The organism is Martelella mediterranea (genome assembly GCF_021021415.1).
GTDB lineage: Bacteria > Pseudomonadota > Alphaproteobacteria > Rhizobiales > Rhizobiaceae > Martelella > Martelella mediterranea_C.
Window position 1 is genome coordinate 121,729 of record NZ_JAINWJ010000014.1, and the last position, 19,378, is coordinate 141,106.

Here is a 19,378-nt window from a genome sequence, read left to right on the forward strand (position 1 = left end):
GGGATGACAAAAACGGGGCCGTGTAAGGCCAGGGCACCGGGAGGCGCCGCTTCCGGCCCCAGTTCAGGAACGAGAGTCCTTCCTGATCATATCCGCAGCCTTTTCGGCGATCATCACGACGGGCGAGGCCGTGTTGCCGGACACGATTTTGGGCATGATCGAGGCATCGATGATCCGCAGACCATCAAGCCCCCGGAACCGCAGCTGCGGATCGACGACGGCTTCGTCGTCAACGCCCATGCGGCATGTTCCGACCGGATGGAAGATCGTGGTTGCGATGTTTCCGGCCGCCGACAGCAGGGCGTCATCGCCCTCGACCGCCGGCCCGGGGAGGATTTCCTCTGGCGCGTAAGGCGTCAGCGCCTTCGCCGTCATGATCTTGCGGGCCTGCCTGATGGAGGTGACCGCAATGTCCCTGTCCCTGGCAGCCGAGAGATAATTCAACCGGATTTCCGGCTGTGTCGTGGCGTCAGCAGTCGTTACGTGACTGGCGCCGACGCTTTCGGGCCTCAGATTGCAGACCGAAACCGTGATGGCGGGAAAAGCGTGAAGCGGTTCCCCCAGCCGTTCGGTCGAAAGCGGCTGGACGTGATATTCGAGGTCGGGCATTTCCAGCGACGGATCGGATTTCGTAAACATGCCGAACTGGCTCGGCGCCATCGACATGGGGCCTGATCGCGTCAGCCCGTATTCGAGCGCGATCGCCGCCTTGCCGGAAAGAGAGTGGACCATGGTGTTGAGTGTCTTTGCATTCCTCACCTTGTAGACCGTGCGGATCTGCAAATGGTCCTGCAGGTTTTCACCCACGCCCCGTCTTGCGAAACGGGTGTCTATCCCGACGGCAGAGAACCGCTCCGGGTCGCCAACGCCGGAGAGTTCGAGGATTTTCGGTGAGTTGATCGCACCGGCTGAAAGCAGGACTTCAGCGTTTGCACGGGCCGTGAAGGCCGCGCCCTTGTGATGAAACCGGACGCCCATCACCCGCCGGCCCTCGATGATCAGGCGTTCGGTCTCGGCGTGGGTGACAAGGCGCAGGTTTGGCCGTTTCAGGGCGGGCCGCAGAAAGCCCTTGGCCGTATTCCAGCGCACGCCGTTCTTCTGGTTGACCTCGAAGAACCCGCTGCCCTCATTGCTGCCATCGTTGAAATCAGGGCGCGGCATGATCCCGAACTCCTTCGCGCCCTCCTGAACGGCCTTGAGAATTTCCCAGCGCCCGCGCTGCCGGGCGACTTTCCATTCGCCGCCGCTGCCATGCATCGCGCTTTTGCCCGCATGATGATCCTCGGATTTCAGGAAATAGGGCAGCACGTCATCCCATGCCCAGCCGACATTGCCGAGCTGACGCCAGTGGTCGTAGTCGGCGGACTGGCCGCGCATGTAGATCATGCCGTTGACGGAAGTGCAGCCGCCCAGCACCTTGCCGCGCGGATAGACCAGGCTGCGCCCGTTGAGACCCGGTTCGGCGGCGGTCTTCATCATCCAGTCGGTGCGCGGATTGCCGATACAATAGAGGTAACCGACGGGTATATGGACCCAGTGGTAATTATCCGAGCCGCCGGCCTCCAACAGCAGTACGCGGCAGGCCGGGTCCTCGGTCAGCCGGTTGGCGAGAACGCAGCCCGCCGTCCCTGCCCCGACGATGATGTAATCATAGCTGCCGTCCAGTTTCATCCATCGGTCTCCGAAGCCGCAAGATCACGCCAGACCGGATCCATGGCCCGCATTGCCCGGCGCCATATCTCATAGCGCCGGTCATAATGGGCGCGCATGTGCGGATCGGGCGCGAAGGTGCGGGCAGGCCGGGTCATGTTGGCCACCGCCGCCGCCTCATCGGGATGGATGCCGACGCCGACGGATGCTGCGATCACAGCGCCCAGCGCGCCGGTTTCGCGCGCTTGCGCCACGGTGACCGGGACGCCAAGCCCATCTGCGAACATTGCCGGCCAGTGCGGGGAGCGCGCTCCGCCGCCTGCAAGCGCCGCCCTGTCGAAGGTGACCCCGGCCTCCGCCAGCACTTCGATGTGGCGGCGATGCTCGAACATCACACCCTCGTAGAGCGCGCGCAGCAGATGCCCTTCCCCATGCCAGCCGGCCAGCCCGAAAAAGCCGCCGCGCTGATGCGCGCCAAGACGCCCGCCGTAGAGAAAGGGGTGAAACATCGGGTCTTCCCGCCCCGGCGTCACGCTGCCGACGGCGTCATTGACGAAACCGAAGGGATCGTCGTGATGGCCGCCGCGCTCCACGAAGCTCCTGACATACCATTCCAGATTGGCCGCCGATGTGGCGCTGTTTTCCATGTTGGCAAACCGGTTGCGGCCATAGGCCGAGATCATGAAGACGCGATCGTCGCGCACAGGCACATCGGAAAAGACCTGATTGATCGACCAGCTTCCAACGATAATCGAGGCCGCGCCGCTGCCGACCGCACCCGAGCCGAGCGCGGAGGCCACCACATCGAAATAGCCGGCGACCACCGGCGTGCCCTCGGCAAGCCCGGTCGCCTCCGCCGCCGCTCCGGTTGCATTCCCGACAATGCTGGTCGGCTCGACAAGCTCCGGCAACAGCCGTTCGGCATCGTCGAGACCGTAGAGCGCGAGCAGATCGCTGTCATAAGCGGCCTCAGGCAACCGAAGCAGACCGGCGCCCGACATATCCGAAATCTCGCTGGCTTTTTTCCCGGTCAGATGCCAGCCTATGACATCCTTGGCGAAAAGCAGCGTCCCCGCCCGCGCATAAAGGTCCGGACGGTTGGCCTTGAGCCATGCAAGAAGCGTCGGGGTTTGCGATGGCCATGGCCGCTGGAGGCAGATGGCGTGAAGCGCATCGCCTTTGTCCGCATCCAGTTTCCCGGCAAGGGCCGCAGCCCTGGTGTCGAGCGACTGTATGCCGATCAGCGCTTCATCGTCCCTGTCCAGCAAATAGAGTCCGTTTCCGTGCCCTGCCATGCCGATGGCGGCGATCGCGGATGGCTTGCAGCCACCGGCCTCAAGGCAGCCCCTGATCGCGACCCGGGCATTGTCCCAAAGCTCGGTGACGGATCGTTCGACCATGCCGGGCGCGGGCGTCTCGGTTGCGCCATCGATGGCGTGGGCGGCGATTTGTCGCCCCTCGAGATCGAACAGCACGGCCTTGATCACGGTGTTGCCGGCATCCAGCCCCAGCAGATATCTTGCCTGATCAGCCACGATTATAGATGTCCCACGCTTCATCGCCGCCGGCGCCGTCATGGATGATCGCCATCAGGGCCGCCACCACCGCCTTCGGATTGTCATGCTGATAGATGTTGCGGCCATAGACCATGCCTTTTGCGCCCTGCGCTATCAAGGCTGCGGATTTGGCCAGCACCGCCTTCAGATCCTCCTTACCGCCGCCGCGCACCAGCACCGGCACGCGCGCCGCCTCGACCACGCGATGAAAATCCTCCGGATTTTCGGTCGGGTCCGCCTTGATGATGTCGGCGCCCATTTCGCTTGCCAGCCGCACCAGCGTCACGATCTTCTCGGCGTCGCCATCGACCTGATAGCCGCCGCGCACGTCATTCGGCAGCATCACCAGAGGCTCGATCATCAGCGGCATGCCGTATTTGTGGCAGGCCGCGCGCACGCGTGAGATGTTCTCCACGCATTGGCGGAATAGCTCGGGCTCGTCGGGCAGCATGAACAGGTTGACCACCACGCAGGCGGCATCCATCTCGAGCGCGCCGATGATCGGCTCATCCGCATTCTGCAGCATCGACCACATCACCCGATGGCGCTGGTCATTATAGGGATTGCCCATATCGATGCGCATCACCAGCGCCGGCTTGTCCTTTTCCGGCCGGCCCTGCAACAGGTCAGCCGGGCCATAGGCCATCTGGATGGCGTCGGGCTTTGCCTTGATCAGGCTGTCGACAACGCCGGCCATGTCCTCAAGGCCGACCAGGAAGCTCGGCTCGTTGCAGACCCCGTGGTCGATGGCGACATCCAGGCATCCGCCATTGGTAAACAATCGATTCATGCGGGCTTTCGTGCTTATGCGCATTGCCGGCTCCTTGTCTCTGCTCTCTGTTTCAGAATTTCCGGCGGAACCCCGTGATAGTCCCGCAACTCTTCGATGACCGCCTGGCATTCGCGCGCCCTGCGGGCGTCATCCCAGCCAAGTTCGTGCGCCATGACGGCCGCAATCGCCTCGATCTGACCGTGATCAATCCTGCCGGTGATGGCGAGCGACGTCCGGCGCAGGATGATATCGGACAGGTGCTCGACATGCTCTTCGGCGGTGATCAAGGCGATTTCCGCCGCCGTGAGCTCCAGCCCCGCGATCGGCGCGTCATCTTTGCGGGCCGTCAGGGCCGTCAGCAGCGCTCGCGCTCGCGTTCCGTAAGCGTCTGCCATATGCGTCGCGCGCGCCTGGCTGATGCCGAAACTATCCATCAGCTCGCCGACCAGCAATTCGGGCCTTGCCGGGTAATCGCGCCCGCCGCCGATCGGCAGCGCCTCGGTTCCCGTGATCCGTTCCCGCCCGAGTTCGGTCAGCACGGCATCGGCGGTCTGCTCCGAAAACGCCCTGAACGATGTCCATTTGCCGCCGACCATGCAGAATTGCGGCACGGGTCCGTCCATGCGATACACCTTGTGGTCGCGCGAGATCCGCCCCGTGAAATCGTGGTCGCTGACCGGCAGCGGACGGATGCCGCTATAGCTGAAGACCACGTCGTCCCGGTGAATGGCGATTTCGGGAAACACCAGTTTCAGAGAGCCGAGTATGTAGTCCAACTCCTCATCCTCGCAGCGCGTGCGGCCGGCATGCTGGACCCTGATATCCGTCGAGCCGGCAAGCACCTTGCCCAGATAGGGAAAGACGATGCAGACGCGGCCATCCGTGTTCTCGAAGTAGATCATGTGACCGTTGAGCGCCGCAAACAGTCTGTCATTGTCGATGATCAGGTGCGACCCCTTGGTGCCGGAGACCAGCGGCCCGCTCTCTTCCCCGCGCGGCGCGATCTGCGCGTTCACCTCGTCAAGCCAGGCGCCGGAGGCGTTGACGATGACGCGGGTGGAGAGAGCGTAGCTGTTGCCGGTCTCCCTGTCCGTCACCGTGTAGCCCTCGCCCTCAAGGCTGATCTCGGCGTAATTGAGCGCAATCGAAGCCGGCGCGGCGCTTTCCGTATCCAGCACCAGCTCCACACCCAGCCGTTCGGGATAGGATATCCAGGCGTCGTAATAGGTGGCCGAGCAACAGAGCCTGCCGGTGAGTTCCGGCCACTTCCGACGGGTCTCCGCGGCGCCACGGAATGTGTGTTTCGGCAGCCTGCTTCGCCCGCGCGTGATCATGTCATAGAGGGTCAGGCCGAGTTTGATCGGCAGTGCGCCCCGGCTCGAGGGTTTGCCCGATCCGCCGAACAGGGTCGCCGCCGAATTGAACAGGCCGGATACATAGGAGGTGATCGGTATGGTGGTCGGCAAGGGCCGGACCATATGCGGCGCATTGGCAAGCAGGGCATCCCGTTCGGCCAGGGATTCGCGCACCAGATCGAACTCGCCGTTTTCCAGATAGCGAAGGCCACCATGGATCATGCGCGACGGAGCGGCGCTGCAGCCGGAGCAAAAGTCGTTGCGCTCCACCAGCAGCACGCGAAGGCCCTGCAGCGACAGGTCGCGGAAAACCCCAAGACCATTGATGCCGCCGCCGATCACAACGGCGTCGAAGACGCCGTTTGCGGCCAGTTTCTCAAAGCTTTTCGCTCTTTGCGCAGACATAGGGGCTCCGTTCGCCGGAGCGGGCTCCGGCGTTCTCAAATTCCAATATTGCGGTCGGTTAACCGTCCAGGTCGCTCAGATGGGTCGCGACGGCACTGCTGATCGTTTTCTTTTCCTCCTCGGAAAGCCTGAGCCGGCCCGCCGCGGCGTTCTCGCGCGCCTGTTGGGCATTTCTCGCGCCACACAGCGAAAAGGTGATGCCCGGCTGGGCCAGCGTCCATGCAATCACCACCTGCGCCAGACTAGCGTCGTGAGCGCTGGCGATCGGTGCGATCTCGCCCATCAGGGCGGCGACCTTCCGCCGGTTTTCGAGCGAGAAACGGGGATTGTCCTTGCGCTGATCATCGCCGCTGAACGTTCGCTCGGGGCCGATCTTTCCGCTCAGAAGGCCGAGCGCCAGCGAGGAGTAGCTCAGCACCGAAACGCCGTTTTCTACGCAGACCGGAAGCAGCGTGGTCTCGATATCCCGTTTGACCATGCTGTATTCTTCCTGGATCGCGTCGAGTTCGCCCGCCGCCAGATAGGCTGCGACATCCTCCGCCGAGGTATTGCTGGCGCCGATCGAGCGGATCTTGCCTTGCCGTTTCAGCTGCTCCAGCGCCTCCATCGTCTCATCGACGGGCGTTGTCGGATCCTGCCAGTGGGTGATGTAGTGGTCGATATAATCCGTCTTGAGACGCTTCAGGCTCTGCTCGATTTCGTAGACGATCGAATCCTTGCCGAGATAGCGATGGACGGGTTGCCCCTCGTAATCAAAGAAGTGATTGCCCTTTTGCATATGCCAGATCAGACCGCATTTGGTCGCCAGCACCACCTTGTCGCGCCGTCCGGCAAGCGCCTTGCCGACGATCTCTTCGGCCAGGCCCTGGCCATAGGCGGGCGCGGTATCGACCAGCGTGATGCCCTCATCGAGAGCGGCGTGAATGGCCTCGATCGAGCGCGCCTCGTCCGTGCCGCCCCACATCCAGCCGCCGATTGCCCAGGTGCCGAGACCGACCACGGAAGCCTCGATGCCGGAGTGTCCGATCGGGCGCTTTACCATTTCATGCGACATTTTTAGACCTTTCCATTTCTGTAAGGACCGCGTTCACGGTCCCCTCATCCAGGATCAGCGAATCCAGGTATTTTCCGTTCAGAACCGTCTGGATCGGGCGAACCTTGTGCGGGCCGGAGGCGACGCCGATCACCGTCCGGCAACCTGATATCTCCGAAGGCGCGACCGCGACCAGCCGCGAATTCAGTTCGTAATTCGCGAGGCTTCCGCCCTCCAGGATCAGGTGAGCCATGAACTCGGCGGAGACGCCGAGCCCGACCATCATCTTCCGATCTTCTTCCGGAACCGGATTGAGGTCGTAATAGCTCGATCCGCTCGGCTCGATGGAGCCAATGCCCGTCAACGCAAGATTGGCCGCGCGCGCCAGATCGAACACCTCGCGCACGGAAGACATCTCCTTGAGCATCTCGCATTGCGCCCGGCTTTCGGCGAAAAGCGGCGCATGCACCATCAGCGCCCTGCCCCCCAGGCGTTCGGCAAGCCTTGAGGCCAGATTGTTGACGTCGGTATAGAACTTGCCCTGTACGCCGCCCGTCAGCGGCACCACGGTGACATCGAAACTGCGGTCGGCGACCAGATTGTCGACCGTCGCGCTGACGGCCTTGCCGCCGGTAATGGCAATGACGTCGCCGTCGCGGACATTTTCGAGGATGACGCTGGCCGCGGCCTTTCCGACCTGCTGCAGGTTGGTTTCAGCATTCGCGGACACGGTGGGCGTGATGACCGCCGAACTGAGAGACGTCGCCTGTACCAGCGTGGCTTCAAGCTCCATCAGGCGCTGATACGGGGTCTCGATATCGATCCGCACCATGCCGAGCCTGCGCCCCTGGGCAATCAGCCGGTTGACCTTGGAATGCGACAGGTTGAGCCGCTGCGCGATCTCCGACTGCTTCATCCCCTCCAGGAAATGCAGCACGAGCACGGTGTGCATCTGACGGGCAGTTTCAAAATCGAGATTGTGGTCGAGCATGTCCGTGCTCCTTCTATCCGCGCACTTTGTGGAGGTAATGGTCGATCGAAACCGCCGACAGCAGGATCGAGCCGCGTATGATATCCTGCCAGTAGACCGATACGTCGAGTAGCGCCAGCGAACTGGAAACCACCGAAAGCAGGACCGTGCCGAGGATCGCGCCGAAAATCGTGCCCGAGCCGCCGCTGAGACTTGCCCCGCCAATGACGGCGGCGGCAATCACATTGAGTTCCATCCCGATCCCGAAAGTCGGCTGGGCCGAGCCGAAGCGCGCCATGTAGATGACGCCGGCAACGCCGCAAAGCGCCGAGCACAGCGTGGTCGTGGAGAAGATCACCCGCTTGGTGCGAATGCCGGAATAGGCCGCCGCCTTCTCGTTGCTGCCGGTGTAGAACACCTTGCGGAACAGCGTGGTCCGGCGCAGCGCGAAGTCGAATGCGATGACGACGACCAGAAAGATGATAATCACCAGCGGCACCGGCCCGATCGCGCCCTGCCCGATGAACTTGAACTCCGGCGGCAGGGTATAGAGCCCGAGCGGGCGTCCTCCGGTCGCCAGCAGGCATATGCCGCGCGCGATCACCATCACCGCCAGCGATACAATGAAGTGATGCAGGCCGACGCGCGTGACGAAAAAGCCCATGAAGGCGCCGATGCCAGCGCAGGCCGCGATCGATATCGCCGATGCGACCCAGGGATCGACCCCATGGAGATAAAGCCAGCCGCCGATCACCATCGCAAGCGCCGTTACCGAGCCTACGGAAAGATCGATGCCGCCCGAGATCAGCAGGATGGTCATGCCCACCACCACGATCCCCTCCACCGCAAAGGCCATGGCCATCGCCCGCATATTCACCCAGGTCAGGAAATAAGGCGAGGCAAAGGACATCACGATGAACAAAATGAGAATGATCGCGATCAGACCAGTCTCGCGCATTCTGAATAATCTTTTCAGCGGGCTTGTGCCGCCGCGTCCCGGCTTTGGCGCTGACATTTCCATAGCAGTGTCCACCTTCCCCTCCCTCAGGCAGTCTGTTTTTGACGATCAAGCACGGATGCCAGATGCATTATGTTTTCCTCGGTCATCGCCTCACCCGTGACCTCGCCGCTGATGCGGCCCTCGCGCACCACAAGGATACGGTCCGAGATGCCGATCAGCTCCGGCAGTTCGGACGAGATCGCGACGATGCCGACGCCGGCCCGCGCCAGATCACGCAGAATGCGATGAATCTCGGATTTGGCGCCGACATCGACGCCGCGCGTCGGCTCATCGAGGAAGATCAGTTTCGGATTGACCGACAGCATCTTGGCGAGCGCCACCTTCTGCTGGTTACCGCCGGACAGCGACGAAACCGGATCGCCGAGACGGCCATATTTGAGGTTGAGCGTACGACCGAGCCGTTCGGCCAGTTCCCGCTCCTTTCCGCCGCTGATCAGCCCGCCGATGCCGGAGACCTGGTCGAGGTCCAGCGCCGAAACATTCTCCGCGATCGACATCTCGAGAAACACGCCGTCGCCCTTGCGGTCCTCGCTCAGATAGACCATGCCGGCGGCGATGCTGTCGGCATATTCGGCGAGCGCGAGCTTCTGGCCGTTCAGCCATACTTCGCCTGTTACGTCCCCTTCGAGGCGGCAAATACCCTTGACGACCTCGCTGCGGCCGGAGCCGATCAGCCCGGCGAAACCGAGGATTTCACCTTTCTTCAGTTCGAAGGATATATCGTGAAAGCGCCGGGCCTCGTTCAGCCCGTCGACCTTGAGGATAATTTCTTCGGATCGCTCCGCGGCAGACTGTTTTTCCGGGTAGAGCTTGTCGATCACCCGCCCGACCATGGCGTTGACCACATCGCCCGGCTCGATATCGGCGACATTGTAGGTGACGATATACTGGCCATCGCGAAACACGGAAACACGATCACAATTGTCGAAGATTTCAGCCATGCGGTGCGAGATATAGATGATCGATATCCCGCGATCGGCGAGACGACGCATGATCGCAAACAGTATCTGCGCCTCGGTTTCCGTCAGCGCGGCGGTCGGCTCGTCCAGGATCAGCACCCGGCAATCCAGCGTCAGAGCCTTGGCGATTTCGACCAGTTGCTGGCTGGAGATCGACAGATCGCGCACCGGGGTGGCGGGATCGATGTCGGCAAGCTCCTCAAGAACAATCTTCGCCTTCTTGCGCAGGGCATTGTAGTCCATCAGAAACGACCGGCTCACATTGGTAGCGGCCATGAAGATGTTTTCCGCGACCGAGACGTCCGGGCACAATGCGATTTCCTGATGCACCAGGCCGATGCCGAGCTTCTGGGCAACTGCGGGAGACGATATCCGAACCGCCTCGTCGCCGAGGATGATCTCGCCGCTGTCAGGCTGCAGGATGCCGTCGATCACGTTCATCAGGGTCGACTTGCCCGCGCCATTCTCGCCGGCAAGCGCATGGATTTCGCCCTTGCGCAGCTCGAAATCCACGCCCTTCAATGCCCGGATCGCGCCGAAGGATTTGCTCACATTGGCAATTTTCAGGATCACGTCATCGGTCATGGCGAGCGCCCTTCATCTCGGATTGAAATTGCTGCGAACGGTGGCGGCCAGCGCCACCGCTCACGATACCCCGGTTTAAGGGCTCAGTTCGTGTCGCGACCTTCCATATATGCGTTGAGGTCGAAGCTTTCGGCGTTCTCCTTGGTGATGACCGCGAAGCCGTTATCGGCAAACGGAATCTGGAACGGGTTGTAGCCCGAGACCTTGTAGTCGTTGAACGGATCGAACACATCGCTGTGCACGGCGAAGAATGTCGCCAGGAAGCCGAGAAAGCCCTGCATGCCCTGGTTCGGGCTCAGCGCCATGTGAATATTGCCGGCCTTGATCTGCTCAAGCGTCGCCGGCGTGATATCGGCATGCATGATCAGCACGTCGGCGCCGGCTTCGTTGACGGCCGCGACCGCGCCCTCGGCCGAACCCGCTTCGGGAATCCACATCGCGCCAAGATTGGGGTTGGCCTGGAGAATGGACGCCGTTGCCCGATAGGCGGCATTGCTGTCCTGATTTGTGGTCTGCCGGCCGACCAGCTTCATGTCCGGATAGTTGTCTTCCATGTAGGAAATCAGCGCCGTGACGCGAAGATCGTGGTTGGACTGGCCCGGATTTTCCAGAACCGCATATTCGCCGCTTTCGCCGATCTGGCTGACGATCTCCTCCGCCGCGAACTTGGCTTCGGCCAGATTGTCGGAGGTGATATAGGACGTTCGCTTGGAGTTCGGCGAGTCGGCGGCAAATGTCACCACGGCAATCCCGCTGTCGACGGCCTGGTTGATCGGCCCGATAAAGGGATCGGCCTGCATCGGATGCAACAGAACGCCCGCCGGCTGTTTCACCAGGTCCTGCTCGAATGAGGCGATCTGCTTGGTGATGTCGTAATCCGGCGTTCCGGAAAAGACGGTCTCGCAGCCAAATGCGTCTGCCGCCTGCTTGAAGCCCTCATAGACCGGCACCCAGTAAGGGTGCGCCGAAACCATGACATTCATGACATAGGTTTCACCCGGCTCGCATTTGATTGTGTCGGCTAGAGCCGGCGCTGTGCCGGAGACGAATGCTGCAAGCGCCAGAGATGTCACCGCGCCGCCCAAAGTAAATTTCATCATTTCCTCCTCCCAGAAGACCATGATCCAAGATCATCGGTACGCAAAGGTACCGCACGAAATTAATCTCACATAACGCAATTTATTGCGCATGGGGACGTTAGGCGGCCGGCGGTTATGCTGTCAACAAACTTTGATATTTTTCTTATAGAGTGAAATATATTGCACGCTGGCATATGATTAGTTCCGATGGCTGTTCCTTCAGAAGAGCCATAGGCCCCGCCTGGGGGCAGCATGCGGATGGGCCCGTCTGATATTGTAGAATCAATGCGGACAACGCCGGACCAGCCGTTGGCGGACAAGGGCAAGGCGAATTCGACTTCTGCCATAATTTCGGCCCTGTGCAGTTGAACGGCATTGTCGGCTATAGCGGCCACACCGACATGCCCGTGTGCAGACGACAGGGAAGCGCGCGAAGGGGCTCTCCGGCGGCGCCAGCGCGTTCCGGCACGGTAACCAGGAAACCGACATAGGCCGATTTTCCTAAAATCTGTTTCATAACTATTGGTGATCAACCACGTTGCCTCCGGAATTATGATGCTTCGAAGGCAACTGGTAGCTTTTATCTGTCGTTAATTCTCAAAAGAGCCGAACTGTCTTGACCGCCGACCCGCAGACGATAGCCGGAAGCCATACGAGCGAACTGACGCCGGTCGCGCGCGTCTCATCCTGTCTGGAGCGGATCGCCGAGAGAAACGACATTATCCGGGCGATGATCTTCGTTGATGCCGATGAGGCATTGCGGGAAGCGCATCGGCTGGAGGCGGAGCTTGCCGCGGGCCGTTCGCGCGGGCCGCTTCACGGCGTACTGATCGCGGTCAAGGACGTCATCGATGTCAGCGGCTGGCCGACGACAGGCGGCTCGCGCCTGTTCGAAGGCCGGATCGCAAGCGAGGATGCGCCTGTCGTGCGGGCGCTGCGCGAACAGGGCGCGATCATCATCGGCAAGACCAATCTGCACGAGTTGACCGCCGGCGGGCACGCTAACCCGTGGTTCGGCAAGGTCGTCAATCCACTTGCGGAAGACCGGGGAACGGGCGGGACCAGCAGCGGCTCGGCAGCGGCCGTGGCGGCGGGCTTCTGCGAGGCGGCGCTTGGCACCGACACCGGCGGCTCCAACCGCTCGACGGCGGCCGCAACCGGGCTTTATGGCCTCAAGCCAACCAATGGAACCATCGACGCGACCGGCATTCTGCCGACGGCGCCGAGCTTCGATACGGTCGGACCGATCGCAAAATCGCTCGAACTGGCGCGCCTTGTCCACTTTGCGATGACGGGGCGCGCCGCGCCGGAGCGGGAACGTGTTTCGCCATCGGGGCTCACGATCGGGCTCTGTCCCGACCTTCATGCCGCGCCGCTGGATGCGGCAGTGGATGAGGCCCACGAGACCTGGCTTCGCAGCGCACGCAATAAAGGCGCAAAGATAGCCACACTGCGCTTCGCGCAGGCGGAACAGGTCGCGAAGGCCGGGCTCGCCATCCTCGCTTACGAATTTGCCGCCAGCTACGGCGACCTCATTGCCGCAAAGCCGGAGAGCGTCGGCGAGGCCGTCCATGCCTTCGTGGAAACGGGACTGGCGATTGACGATCCTGCCTACCACGCCGACCTCGCCTTCCGCGCTGAAACACAGGGCGCGTTTTTGAAGCTCCTGCGATCCGTCGATGTGCTGGCGGCGCCGGTGGCTCCCGGCCTTGCGCCGCGACTGCTCGATGAAACAACCATGGTTGGCAGCGATCATGTTCCCTATGGTCCGGCGGGTGGCACGTTCCGCCGCTGGGCCAATTTTTTCGGGGTGCCGGCGCTTGCCATGCCGCTTCCGATCGCGGGCGACCTTCCCGCCGCGATCCAGCTCTCCACGCCGCCGCTTTCAGAAAATCGCCTGTTCGCGGTGGCCGACGCCCTCGGTCCGAAGGAGACGGACTGACTTTCGTTCTTCACCATACCAAAAAAGGGGAATAAGCATGAAGATCGCATCACTCGCCATTATCGCCGCAAGCCTTGCCGCAGCGCCCATTGCTTCCGCAGCGGACGAGGTCATCCGCTTCGGCGTCGCCGCCGAGCCCTATCCGCCATTCTCGGTCAAGAATGCCGCCGGCGTCTGGGAAGGTTGGGAAATCGACCTGATGGACGCCGTCTGCGCGGAGATGGACGCGGAATGCGTGATCGTCGACGTTCCGTGGGACGGCATCATTCCGGCGCTCCTGGAAAACAAGTTCGACGTCATCTGGAGCTCGATGTCGATCACCGACGAGCGCATGAAGGTCATCGACTTCACCGACAAATATTACTTCTCGCCGAATGTCCTGGTCGGCGCCAAGGCCGATCCGCGTGAATTCGATTTCGACGATCCGGATACGATGAAGGGTCTTGTCCTTGGCGCCCAGAGTTCGAGCACCCAGGCGTCCTATCTCCAGCAGGAACTTGGCGGCATCGCCGATCTGAAGCTCTATCCGACGCTCGATGACGAGATCGCCGACCTGAAGGCCGGGCGCATCGACATGATGGCGGCCGGCGGCATCCAGATCCAGAGTTTCCTCGACACACCCGATGGCGAGGCCTACGAGATCAAGGTCACGATGCCGCAGGTCCAGATGTTCGGCTACGGCGATGGCGGCGGATTGCGTAAGGAAGATACAGCGCTCAAGGAACAGCTCAACGAGGCGATTGCCGCCGTGCGCGCCAGCGGCAAATATGACGAGATCACCGAGAAATATTTCGATATCGATATCTACGGCGAATGATCTTGTCGATGCTCCTTATTGATGGTGCCGGCGCCCGCGCCGGCATCGTTTTTTGCAAGCGGAATTGAAGCCTCATGGACTCCCATTCATCCTGGTTGATCCTGCTCAGCTTCGGAGATCGGGGCTGGAGCGACTCCCTGCTCTGGGGCGCGGGGCTCAGCCTGTCGCTTTCCGTGACGGCCTATCTGCTCGGTCTGGTCCTCGGTCTCATGGGCGCGGCGGCGAAGATCTCCGGCAACAGAATCGCCCGCACGATCGCGAATTTCTACACCTCGGTGATCCGTTCGGTCCCGGAAATCCTGATCATCTTTCTGGTCTATTACACCGCCACCAATGCGGTTACATCGCTCCTACAGATGACCGGTCTGGTGGCTGATTTCGAGGTCAACGGCTTCGTGGCGGCGACCTTCTCGCTCGGTATCGTTCAGGGCGGCTACAGCACCGAGGTGCTGCGCGGCGCACTGGTTTCGGTTGCCAGAGGCCAGTCCGAAGCCGGCTATGCGCTGGGGCTTACCCCTCGCCAGAACTTCCGCCTTGTGGTACTGCCGCAAGCGATCCCGCTGGCGCTGCCCGGTCTCGGCAATCTCTGGCTGATCGTGCTGAAGGAGACCTCGCTGGTGAGCCTTGTCGGCTTCACCGATCTGGTGCTGGCGGGCAAGATGGCGGCGGGCGCAACCCACCGCTATTTCCTGTTCTATAGCGCTGTCGCCGTGATCTTTCTGGTGATGTCCGGCGTCTCCACAGTGCTGCTGCATATGCTGGAAGAACGATACTCCAAGGCCTGGAGGCAGAGATGAGCGACTTTACTCTCTATCTGGTCCAGCAGCTCGCCATCGGCGTCCAGGCGACGATCGTGCTTTTCTTCACCGCCGCACTTGCCGGCAATGTGCTGGCGCTGCCGCTGGCGCTTTTGAGAATGTCGAAGCACAAATGGCTGCGCTATCCGGCAATGGCCTTCATTCTCGCCTTTCGCGGCACGCCGCTGCTCGTCCAGCTCTATCTGGTCTATTTCGGCGTCGGCCAGATCCTCGCCGGCATTCCGGCCCTCAGATACAGCCCCTTCTGGCCGCTGTTTCGCAGTGCCTATGGCTATGCCTTCTTCACGCTGTCGCTGAACACGGCCGCCTATTGCGGGGAGATCTGGCGCGGCGCGATCGAAAGCGTTCCCAAGGGACAGACCGAGGCCGGGCGCTCGCTCGGACTTTCCAGGACCCGGATATTCCTGAGCATCCTGCTGCCGCAGGCGCTGCGCCTCGCTCTGCCCTCGATCGGCGGACAGAACATCCTGCTCTTGAAGGGCACCGCGCTTGCCTCCACCATCACCGTGTTTGAGCTGATGGGGGCTGCCAATATGGTGCGCTGGCAGACATTCCGGGTCTATGAGCCGCTGTTTGCCGCGGCCCTCGTCTATTTTGCGCTGGCCTGGGTGATCACCGCCGGTTTCAATTTCGCCGAAAGGCGACTAGCCTTGCCGCGTTGAGCGGCTGATGAACGGAGGTCCATGTGATACTGGATGAAGGCGAGTTCACGCCCCGTGAGATCGAGACATTCGCGGCCGTCATGCTTCACGGCACCACCACCAGGGCCGCCGATGCGCTGAACATCACCCAGCCGGCCGTCAGCAAGATATTGCTGCAGCTGACCGCCAAGACCGGCTTTCCGTTGTTTCGCAACCACCGCCAGCGTCTCGTCCCGACGCCGGAGGCGCATATGCTCTATGCCGAGGTCAAGCGCGTGTTTGAATCCGTGCGCGGCATATCGACCGCCGCGCGCGAGATCCGCGAACTGCGGAGCGGACGGCTGAATGTCGCGGCGTTGCCGGCCTTCGGCCTGACGCTTCTGCCCTCGATCGTTGCGAGCTTCACGCGGGAATACCCGGATGTCTCGATCACCCTCGACATCCGCAGCTCCGCCACCATCGTCCAGCGCACCAGCCGCAACCAGCTTGATGTGGCCGTGGCGGCCGAGGTGGATGATGAAAGCCCCTCGGTCGTCCGCCGTTCGCTGGTCGCGACGCCGCCGGTCTGCATCATGCCGAAGGGGCATCCGTTGTCCCGCCTGTCGGCCGTTCAGGTCGATGATCTCGATGGTCAGGATTTCGTCTCGCTCGGCGTTGGCGACCGGATGCGCCGCCAGCTTGACGATCTTTGCAAGGAACGCGGCGTGACGCGCCGCACCAAGCTCGAGGCCGCGCTTTCGGATACCTGCGTCAACCTCGTTGCCGAGGGCGTAGGCGTTGCCGTCATCGACCGGCTTTCAGCCTGGATGGCGCGGGACAAGGCCATCGAAATCCGCGATTTCCGCCCCCATCTCGACGTCAATCTCAGCGTCTACCGGCCATGGGGCACGATCGCCTCCTCGGTGGCCGATACCTTCATCGAGCACCTGATCCAGAAGACCCGGGAGACCATGAATGTGGTCGACCGCGAGATCGGCGAACTCAGCAGCCCGCCCGATATCGAGACCTGAGGGAGCCCTCAGGCCGTCACCGTCTTGAGCGCCGTAAACAGTTTTCGGATATCGTCTTCGTCGTTATAGATATGCGGAGAGACGCGCATCTTAGTGCCCCGCACGGTGACGTGGACGCCCTTTTCCTTCAGCATGCCGGCGAGCCCGTCGCGATAGTGCTCTCCGAGCTCGATGACGGCGATGTGGCCGACGCGCATGGCGGGGTCCGGCCCGCCGAGCCCCATGGCTTCCGCCTCCGCCCAGATCAGCCGGTTCAGATGGACAAGCCGTGCGTGAACGGCCGCGCCGCCCAGGCTCTTCAGCAATTCCATGGACTTGAGCGCGACCGGCAGCACGGCAAAGTCGGAGCGCTCGCCCATGTCGAAACGGCGGGCACCGGGGAGATAGCCGGGCATGGTCTCCAGATAGAAATCGGGACGTTCGCCGCCAGCGCGGTTCCATGAATGGAACTCGATCGGCCGCCCAGCCTGCTGCCATTTCTCGGATGCATAAAGAAAACCCAGCCTATAAGGCCCGAGCAGGAATTTATAGGTGGCGAAGGACAGAAAATCCGGCTGGATACGCGCGACGTCGAAGGGAACCGCCCCGACCCATTGCGTGCCGTCCATGACAAGCGCCGCTCCGACCGCCCTTGCGGCGTCGGCGACCGCGTCGATATCGACCGTCATGCCCTCGAACCAGTGCAGGATCGTGCCGGCCACGACGGCGACCGGGATATCGCTGTGGCGGATTGCCGCGACGAGGGCCGCGCCCCATTCCTCTCCGTCGCGTCGCGAGACGGCGACCACCTTCGCGCCGCGCGCACGGGCCAGTTCGTACCAGGCATAGCGGTGCGATGTATGCTCGTTTTCCATCATGATGATCGCCGAGCCCTCGGGAACGGCGACATTCGCGGCGGCCACCGCGATGCCATAACTGGTCGCCGGGATCACCGCGATATCATCAGCCCTCGCGCCGATGAAAGACGCAGCCAGCGCGCGGGCCGCCTCAACCTCGTCATAGAAGTTCCCGATGGTCATATCCCAGGGTGCCGCCTTCACCCCTGCGCCCTTTTTCCCGGCCTCCTCGGCGATGCGCGGGATCGGCGAGATGTAGGCCGCATCGAGATAGCTGATGTGATCGGGGATCGAAAACAGGTGTTTCTGGCATTCGAGCATGATGTCCTCGCTAAAGTGTCACGGTCACGCCAAGGCCGCGTTCCCTGGCCCTGAGATAGATGAAACGGGCAAGCTCGATATCCTGGGCCGGCACGCCGAGGGATCGATAGAGCGTGATTTCATCCGCGTTCTCCCGTCCGGGAAGATCACCCGCAAACACCGCACCGATTTCGCCCCTTATATGGCCGCGATCGATGAGGCCGGCCTCCAGCGGATCGATCAGGTCAGATGCCGAGGTCAGCGCCATTGGCATGTAGTCGACGAAAACCTTCGCGCGCAGCACGCAGTCGGTATCGATTTCCCTGAGGCCCGCGACGCTCGCGCCAACCGCGTTCACATGCGTACCCGGGGAGAGCCACGCGCCGTGCAGCACCGGTTCGGCGGCCGAGGTCACGGTGCAGACGATATCCGCCTCCGCCACCGCCGCGCCCGCGTCGCCAAACGCCGTCGCCGCAATACCCTTGTCGCGCTGGCGGCGGGCGAAGTCTTCGGCCTTCCGCCGATCGCGGCCCCAGACCCGGACATGATGAAGCGGTCGCACCAGCGCGATGGCGTCGACATGCCGGTCGGCCTGCTCGCCATAGCCAAGGACCGCAAGCTCGTCCGCATCCTCTCGAGCAAGCGCCCTCGTGGCGGCGGCGCTCGCGGCCGGCGTCCTGAGCCCGGTGATCGCATGGGCATTGATCAGCGCCACCGGATGGCCGTGGTCGCCGTCAAACAGCAATACGCCGCCCTGATGCGAGGGCAAGCCGTGCCGGAAATTTTCGGGATAGACCGACTGCACCTTGGCGCCAGCCTGCGGACCTTCGGCGGCGACCATTACGGAAAGGCAGGTGCCAGCCATGCCCGGCAGCGCCAGGGTGCGGCGGATATCCTGCGCGATGCGGCCGTCAGACGTCTTGATCAGCGCGCTTGTCGCCAGCGCGACCGTCTCTTCGGGTGTGACCAGCGCTTCGGCGGTCGCTCCATCGATCACAAGCAATGGCGGCGCATTCATCCCGGCCATGGTCTCCCCTCGCACATTCGCATGGTCCAAGAGATAGCATCGCCTACCCGCCGCCGGAGAACAAACTTGATAACCAATAGCCATAAATTGACCGGCTGATCTTATAGGACCGCCCGCATCCCCTCCCTTCATAACTATTGATTATAAGCCGGAAGGTTGGGGTTGTTTGCGCCCAGCGACCGGCTGTTCCAGAAAATACCTCATGTACCGGCCTTCCGTCCGGAGGGCGCAAACGTGAAATGAGGGGCCCATGAACATCCAACGCTTTGACAGGACCGCGCGGCTTTCGCGCGTCGTCGTTCATGGCAACACCGCCTATTTCTCCGGACTGACGGCAGATGACAGAGGCAAGGATACCCAAGGCCAGACGGCGGAAATCCTCGCCAAGGCCGACACCTATCTCGAAACGCTGGGGGTGGATCGCAACGCGGTCCTCTCCGCCACGATCTGGCTCCGCGATATCGGCGATTTCGACCTGATGAACGCGGCGTGGACGGCCTGGATCGACGCGCCGCCGGCGCGCGCCACCGTCGAGGCCGTTCTCGGTCTGCCGGACATCCGGGTCGAGATCCAATTCACGGTCGCGATCGCATGATGATCGG

At 62.2% G+C, this 19,378-nt stretch carries 17 protein-coding genes; 6 read left to right on the forward strand and 11 right to left on the reverse strand.

Annotated features, from left to right (window positions below):
• Nucleotides 1–63: 63 nt before the first annotated feature.
• From K7H91_RS11055 to K7H91_RS11095, 9 genes are all read right to left on the reverse strand, one after another.
• Nucleotides 64–1,671: a GMC family oxidoreductase gene (locus K7H91_RS11055; RefSeq protein WP_230720283.1), complete on the reverse strand. Its 1,608-nt coding sequence runs from the start codon at nucleotides 1,669–1,671 to the stop codon at nucleotides 64–66.
• On the reverse strand, nucleotides 1,668–3,185 hold the full coding sequence (locus tag K7H91_RS11060) for an FGGY-family carbohydrate kinase (protein ID WP_230720284.1): 1,518 nt from the start codon (nucleotides 3,183–3,185) through the stop codon (nucleotides 1,668–1,670). The genes K7H91_RS11055 and K7H91_RS11060 overlap by 4 nt, the downstream gene beginning before the upstream one ends.
• Nucleotides 3,178–4,020 (reverse strand): class I fructose-bisphosphate aldolase, encoded by an 843-nt coding sequence (locus K7H91_RS11065; protein WP_230720285.1) that lies wholly within the window; start codon nucleotides 4,018–4,020, stop codon nucleotides 3,178–3,180. Before K7H91_RS11065 ends, K7H91_RS11060 begins: the two co-directional genes overlap by 8 nt.
• On the reverse strand, nucleotides 4,011–5,738 hold the full coding sequence (locus K7H91_RS11070; protein ID WP_230720286.1) for a glycerol-3-phosphate dehydrogenase/oxidase: 1,728 nt from the start codon (nucleotides 5,736–5,738) through the stop codon (nucleotides 4,011–4,013). The genes K7H91_RS11065 and K7H91_RS11070 overlap by 10 nt, the downstream gene beginning before the upstream one ends.
• Before the next feature lie 58 nt (nucleotides 5,739–5,796).
• The gene (locus K7H91_RS11075) at nucleotides 5,797–6,792 is read right to left on the reverse strand and encodes an aldo/keto reductase (RefSeq protein WP_018067225.1); all 996 of its coding nucleotides are present in this window, start codon (nucleotides 6,790–6,792) and stop codon (nucleotides 5,797–5,799) included.
• Nucleotides 6,782–7,762 carry a sugar-binding transcriptional regulator gene (locus K7H91_RS11080; protein WP_230720287.1) on the reverse strand — a complete coding sequence of 327 codons (981 nt, stop codon included), beginning with the start codon at nucleotides 7,760–7,762 and terminating at the stop codon, nucleotides 6,782–6,784. The genes K7H91_RS11075 and K7H91_RS11080 overlap by 11 nt, the downstream gene beginning before the upstream one ends.
• Before the next feature lie 13 nt (nucleotides 7,763–7,775).
• On the reverse strand, nucleotides 7,776–8,762 hold the full coding sequence (locus tag K7H91_RS11085) for an ABC transporter permease (RefSeq protein WP_230720315.1): 987 nt from the start codon (nucleotides 8,760–8,762) through the stop codon (nucleotides 7,776–7,778).
• A 23-nt stretch (nucleotides 8,763–8,785) separates the two neighbouring features.
• On the reverse strand, nucleotides 8,786–10,306 hold the full coding sequence (locus tag K7H91_RS11090; protein ID WP_230720288.1) for a sugar ABC transporter ATP-binding protein: 1,521 nt from the start codon (nucleotides 10,304–10,306) through the stop codon (nucleotides 8,786–8,788).
• Nucleotides 10,307–10,389: 83 nt separating this feature from the next.
• Nucleotides 10,390–11,406: a substrate-binding domain-containing protein gene (locus K7H91_RS11095; RefSeq protein WP_419197476.1), complete on the reverse strand. Its 1,017-nt coding sequence runs from the start codon at nucleotides 11,404–11,406 to the stop codon at nucleotides 10,390–10,392.
• Between the two features lie 595 nt (nucleotides 11,407–12,001).
• Between K7H91_RS11095 and K7H91_RS11100 the strand changes: the two genes are divergently transcribed.
• The 5 genes from K7H91_RS11100 to K7H91_RS11120 all read left to right on the forward strand — a co-directional run bounded on the left by K7H91_RS11100 (nucleotide 12,002) and on the right by K7H91_RS11120 (nucleotide 16,613).
• The gene (locus K7H91_RS11100) at nucleotides 12,002–13,327 is read left to right on the forward strand and encodes an amidase (protein ID WP_230720290.1); all 1,326 of its coding nucleotides are present in this window, start codon (nucleotides 12,002–12,004) and stop codon (nucleotides 13,325–13,327) included.
• Between the two features lie 37 nt (nucleotides 13,328–13,364).
• Nucleotides 13,365–14,144 carry a transporter substrate-binding domain-containing protein gene (locus K7H91_RS11105; protein ID WP_230720291.1) on the forward strand — a complete coding sequence of 260 codons (780 nt, stop codon included), beginning with the start codon at nucleotides 13,365–13,367 and terminating at the stop codon, nucleotides 14,142–14,144.
• Between the two features lie 74 nt (nucleotides 14,145–14,218).
• Entirely contained in the window at nucleotides 14,219–14,941 is a 723-nt protein-coding gene (locus K7H91_RS11110) for an ABC transporter permease (RefSeq protein WP_230720292.1), read from the forward strand.
• The gene (locus tag K7H91_RS11115) at nucleotides 14,938–15,624 is read left to right on the forward strand and encodes an ABC transporter permease (RefSeq protein WP_230720293.1); all 687 of its coding nucleotides are present in this window, start codon (nucleotides 14,938–14,940) and stop codon (nucleotides 15,622–15,624) included. Before K7H91_RS11110 ends, K7H91_RS11115 begins: the two co-directional genes overlap by 4 nt.
• Before the next feature lie 23 nt (nucleotides 15,625–15,647).
• Nucleotides 15,648–16,613 (forward strand): LysR substrate-binding domain-containing protein, encoded by a 966-nt coding sequence (locus K7H91_RS11120; protein WP_230720294.1) that lies wholly within the window; start codon nucleotides 15,648–15,650, stop codon nucleotides 16,611–16,613.
• A gap of 8 nt (nucleotides 16,614–16,621) precedes the next feature.
• On the opposite strand, the gene K7H91_RS11125 is transcribed toward K7H91_RS11120, so the two are convergent.
• Together K7H91_RS11125 and K7H91_RS11130 are read right to left on the reverse strand one after the other, a co-directional pair.
• Nucleotides 16,622–17,770, reverse strand: a complete 1,149-nt coding sequence (locus tag K7H91_RS11125; protein ID WP_230720295.1) for an aminotransferase class V-fold PLP-dependent enzyme — start codon at nucleotides 17,768–17,770, stop codon at nucleotides 16,622–16,624.
• Nucleotides 17,771–17,780: 10 nt separating this feature from the next.
• Complete coding sequence (locus K7H91_RS11130) at nucleotides 17,781–18,776, reverse strand: ornithine cyclodeaminase family protein (RefSeq protein WP_230720296.1); 996 nt, start codon at nucleotides 18,774–18,776, stop codon at nucleotides 17,781–17,783.
• A gap of 250 nt (nucleotides 18,777–19,026) precedes the next feature.
• On the opposite strand from K7H91_RS11130, the gene K7H91_RS11135 reads away from it, so the two are divergent.
• On the forward strand, nucleotides 19,027–19,371 hold the full coding sequence (locus K7H91_RS11135; RefSeq protein WP_230720297.1) for a RidA family protein: 345 nt from the start codon (nucleotides 19,027–19,029) through the stop codon (nucleotides 19,369–19,371).
• The last annotated feature ends 7 nt before the right edge of the window (nucleotides 19,372–19,378 follow it).